Annotated in this window: 4 protein-coding genes; 2 read left to right on the top strand and 2 right to left on the bottom strand. The window is 71.6% G+C overall.

Translation table 11 applies throughout. From position 1 onward, the window contains the following. Positions 1–10 precede the first annotated feature (10 nt). Positions 11–1,519, bottom strand: a complete 1,509-nt coding sequence (locus tag ACFWE2_RS24725; RefSeq protein ID WP_377226858.1) for a mannitol dehydrogenase family protein — start codon at positions 1,517–1,519, stop codon at positions 11–13. Positions 1,520–1,693: 174 nt separating this feature from the next. On the opposite strand from ACFWE2_RS24725, the gene ACFWE2_RS24720 reads away from it, so the two are divergent. Next, a complete protein-coding gene (locus ACFWE2_RS24720) occupies positions 1,694–2,062 on the top strand; it encodes a MerR family transcriptional regulator (RefSeq protein WP_377226857.1) in 369 nt (122 codons plus the stop codon). Positions 2,063–2,068: 6 nt separating this feature from the next. Here ACFWE2_RS24720 and ACFWE2_RS24715 read toward each other — a convergent pair whose 3' ends face one another. After that, positions 2,069–3,019, bottom strand: coding sequence for a helix-turn-helix transcriptional regulator (locus tag ACFWE2_RS24715; protein ID WP_377226856.1), 951 nt, complete (start codon positions 3,017–3,019; stop codon positions 2,069–2,071). 101 nt (positions 3,020–3,120) lie between these two features. Between ACFWE2_RS24715 and ACFWE2_RS24710 the strand changes: the two genes are divergently transcribed. Continuing rightward, positions 3,121–4,287, top strand: a complete 1,167-nt coding sequence (locus tag ACFWE2_RS24710; protein WP_377226855.1) for an epoxide hydrolase family protein — start codon at positions 3,121–3,123, stop codon at positions 4,285–4,287. Positions 4,288–4,327 lie beyond the last annotated feature (40 nt).

Below are 4,327 nucleotides of genomic sequence, written 5' to 3'. Positions count from 1 at the left end.
GACGCCCGCTCTACCTCGCGGGCTCGGAGCGGGTTACGAGGGCCTCGACCGTGGCGCGGGCACCCCTCTCGTGCAGGGACGTCAGCGCCGCCGTGTACGCGGCGGTGAACCGCTCGTCGTCGACCAGGTCGCCGAACACCTCGCGGTCGCGCAGGAACGCGAGCGGGTCGCTCCGCTGCGCGAGCGCCGCCCGGTGCAGCCGGTCGGCGAGCCTGTCGACGATCTCGATGGGCTCGCCGGCCTCGTCCACACCCTCGTCGTACCGGGCCCAGGACGCGACGACGAGCGCCGCGTGCTCGATCGGCCCACCCGTCGCCAGGTGGTGCCGGACCACGGGCAGCAGCCACTTCGGGATGCGGTCCGACGACTCGGCGCACAGCCGCGCGAGGGTGTCGGCCACGTGCGGGTTGGCGAAGCGCTCGATCAGCGTGCGCTTGTAGCGGCCCAGGTCGATGCCGGGCACCGGCTCCAGTGTTGGTGTGCCCTCGTCGTCCATGTAGCCGAGCAGGAACCGGGCGAACACGTCCTGCCCCGCCACCTCGTGCGCGTACCGGTACCCGGACAGGTAGCCCACGTAGCACAGCGCCTGGTGGCTCGCGTTGAGCAGGCGCAGCTTCATCAGCTCGTACGGCTCGACGTCGGACACCACCTGCACGCCGGCGTCCTCGAACGGGGGCCGGCCCGTGGGAAAGCTGTCCTCGAGCACCCACTGCTCGAACGGCTCGGCCACCACGGGCCAGGCGTCGTCGATGCCGAAGCGTTCGGCCACCAGCGCGCGGTCGGCGTCCGTGGTGACGGGCGTGATCCGGTCGACCATGGAGCTCGGGAAGGCGACGCTGTCCTCGATCCAGGCCGCGAGGTCCGCGTCCTTGGCCCGGGCGAACGTCGTGAACGCCCGCCGGGCGACCTCGCCGTTGCCCTGGATGTTGTCGCAGCTCATCACGGTGAACGGCGGAACGCCCCGGTCCCGCCGCCGGCGCAGGGCCTCGGTGACCAGCCCGAACGTCGTCGCGGGGACGGCGCCGTCGGCCAGGTCCGCCGCGACCGCCGGGCTCGCAAGGTCGAACTCGCCGGTCACGTGGTGGATGTTGTACCCGCCCTCGGTGACCGTGAGCGAGACGATGCGCACCTCGGGCGAGGCCATCTTCTCGAGCACGGCCTCGGGGTCGTCGGGCGCCAGCAGGTACTCCTTGATCGACCCGATCACGCGCGCCTCCAGGCGCCCGTCCGGATGCTTGAGCACCATCGTGTAGAGACCGTCCTGCGCGGCGAGCGCGTCGCGCATCCGGACGTCGCCCGGAAGCACGCCCACGCCGCAGACCGCCCAGTCCAGCGCCTTGCCCTCGGACATGAGCCGGTCGAGGTACATCGCCTGGTGCGCCCGGTGGAACCCGCCCACCCCGAGATGGACGATCCCGGTGGTCAGCCGGGACCGGTCGTAGGTGGGGACCACCAGCTCCGCGCCGCTCGGCGCGGACGCCACCAGGCCGCCCACGGTCTCTTCGTCGAGTGCCGTCATCGTGCTCCTCCGCCGCCCTTCCCGCTCTGCTGAACGACTCTGTTGAACGTCCGGCCAGGCTAACAGATGAGCACATGCGGGATCACAGATGAGCGGCGCCTTGTTCAGGGCTTTGGAGGTCGTAGGATCTGACGTTGACGTCAGAGGTACAGACAGACGACACAGGGGCACACGATGACGCGGACGGGCGAGATGATGCGGATCGGCGAGCTCGCCGGGCAGGCAGGCGTGAGCGTTCGCGCGCTGCGCTACTACGAGGAGCAGGGCCTGCTGACCTCGGAGCGCTCACCCTCGGACCAGCGCTACTACACCGAGGACGCCGTCGACCGCGTCCGGCTGATCCAGCTGCTGTACAGCGCCGGGCTCAACAGCAAGGCGGTCCGCGACATCATGCCGTGCATGGACACGGGCATGGCCTCGACGAGCATGCTCGAGCTGCTCGCCACCGAGCGCGACCGGATCGACGAGCGGATGCGCGAGCTGGCGGAGACCCGCGACCGGCTCACCACGGTCATCGAGCAGGGCCACGCCACGCGCGGCTGAGCCCGTTCACCCGTCGACCGCCGCCGCGTACCGCCGGGACAGCTCCGCCAGGTGCTCGACCAGGCCCCGCGGCTCCCGCACGGTGAAGTCGAGGCCGAGCATGCCGATCCACACGGCCACCATCTCGATGCTGTCCCCGCCCGTGACCAGCACGCAGGTCCTGTCGTCCACCGGCTCGACGGTGCCGACGGCAGGGTTGATCCGGGCGAGCACGTCATCGGCAGGCGCGTGCACCAGGATGCGGGCGTGCACCGCCCAGCCCGTCCGGGCCACCTCGCGCACCACGAGCTCGGTCAGGTCGACGGGCGGTTCGGTGGGCACGAACCGCCGCCCGCCCGGCGTGCGCAGCTCCAGCCAGTCCACCCGGAACGGCTGCCACCGACCCGAGCCGACGTCGCGCCCCACCAGGTACCACCGGCGCTGCCAGGCCACGAGCCGTGCCGGCTCGATCTCGCGCGGCTCCTCGCGGTACCAGCAGCGCAGGCCCTGGTGGTCGCGGATCGCGGCCGCCAGCTCCGTGAGCAGCGCGGGGTCGACGGCGGGGTCCTCGACGTTGCTGCTCGTGTTGACCGGCCCGGCGCTCGTGGCATCGCGCAGCGCGGTCACCTGGCGGCGCAGGCGGTCGGGCAGCACGTGCTCGAGCTTGCCGAGCGCCCGGGCGCTGCTCTCCTCGATCCCGGCGACGGCGCTGGCGGAGCGCAGGCCGACCGCGATCGCGACCGCCTCGTCGTCGTCGAGCACCAGCGGGGGCAGCTTGCCGCCGACGCCCAGCCGGTACCGGCCGACGGGCCCGCGCACGCTGTCGACGGGGTAGCCGAGGTCCCGCAGACGGGCGACGTCGTTGCGCACCGTGCGGTCGGTGACGTCGAGCCGGTCTGCGAGCTCGGCCCCCGACCACTCGGCGCGGGACTGCAGCAGGCCGAGAAGGGCGAGCAGACGCCCCGCCGTCGTACTCATCGCGGCTCCTTCCATCTTCGAGCGAATCGTCCGAGAAATTACTCCAGTTCCGAGAGAATAGAGGAACGAACCGTTCCTGAACCCCTCGTAATGTCTGAGACATGGAGACCACGCAGAACACCCAGGACAACACCGCCGCCGACATCCGCCCCTTCCGGATCGAGATCCCGCAGGCCGACCTCGACGACCTCGCGGACCGCCTCGCCCGGACCCGCTTCGCCCCGGCCGCCCCCGGCGACTCGTGGGACTACGGGACGCCCGAGTCGTACCTCCGCGAGTCCGTCGCGCAGTGGCGCGACGAGTTCGACTGGCGCGCGGTCGAGGAGCGCGCCAACTCCTTCTCGCAGTTCGTCACCGAGATCGACGGCCAGAACGTGCACTTCGTCCACGTCCGCTCCGCAGAGCCGGGGGCGCGGGCCCTGCTCCTCTCCCACACCTACCCTGGCTCGTTCCTCGACTTCCTCGACCTGATCGGGCCGCTGACCGACCCGGTGGCGCACGGCGGCCGGGCAGAGGACGCCTTCCACGTGGTCGTCCCGTCCCTCCCCGGCTTCGGCTTCAGCACCCCGCTGAGCGAGCCGGCCGACGGCGGGAGCTGGACCACGGCCCGCGTCGCCCGCACCTTCGACACGCTGATGCGGCGGCTCGGCTACGACACCTACGGCGCCCACGGCAGCGACATGGGCGCCATGATCGGGCGCGAGCTGGCGGTCCTCGACCCAGAGGGCTTCCTCGGGGCGCACGTGCTGCAGCTCTTCTCGTTCCCCTCCGGCGCGGAGGGCGAGATGGACGGGTTCGGCCCCAAGGAGTTCGCCGCCCTCGGCCACATGCAGTGGTTTCAGAGCGTTGGCGGGTACAACACGATGAACGCCTCGCGGCCCCAGACGATCGCCGCAGGGCTCAGCGACTCGCCCGTGGCGCAGCTCGCCTACAGCGAGCTGTTCGAGAACTTCGGCAACGGCACGAGCCTGGTCTCCCGCGACCAGGTGCTGGCTCAGGCCAGCCTCTACTGGCTCACCAACACGTCCGCGACGGCGGCGCGCTACTACTACGCCGAGCAGCGCGCCGAGGCGGAGCCCGTCGTGAGCACCGGCCGGATCGGCGTGGCCGTCTTCGCCGACGACTTCCAGACCATCCGGGCGTTCGCCGAGCGGGACAACGCGCGCATCGAGCACTGGGCCGAGTACCCGAAGGGCGGCCACTTCGCGGCCCTGGAGGTCCCGGAGCTGGTGGTACAGGACCTGCGGACGTTCTTCGCCCAGGCCTGACCCGCACCCGACGGCCTCGACGGGCCCGACCACCAGTGGT

It is taken from the genome of Promicromonospora sp. NPDC060271, assembly GCF_042726755.1.
Lineage (GTDB): Bacteria > Actinomycetota > Actinomycetes > Actinomycetales > Cellulomonadaceae > Promicromonospora.
Note: the sequence above shows the minus strand (reverse complement) of the source record. Positions and strands in the feature narration are given on the sequence as shown.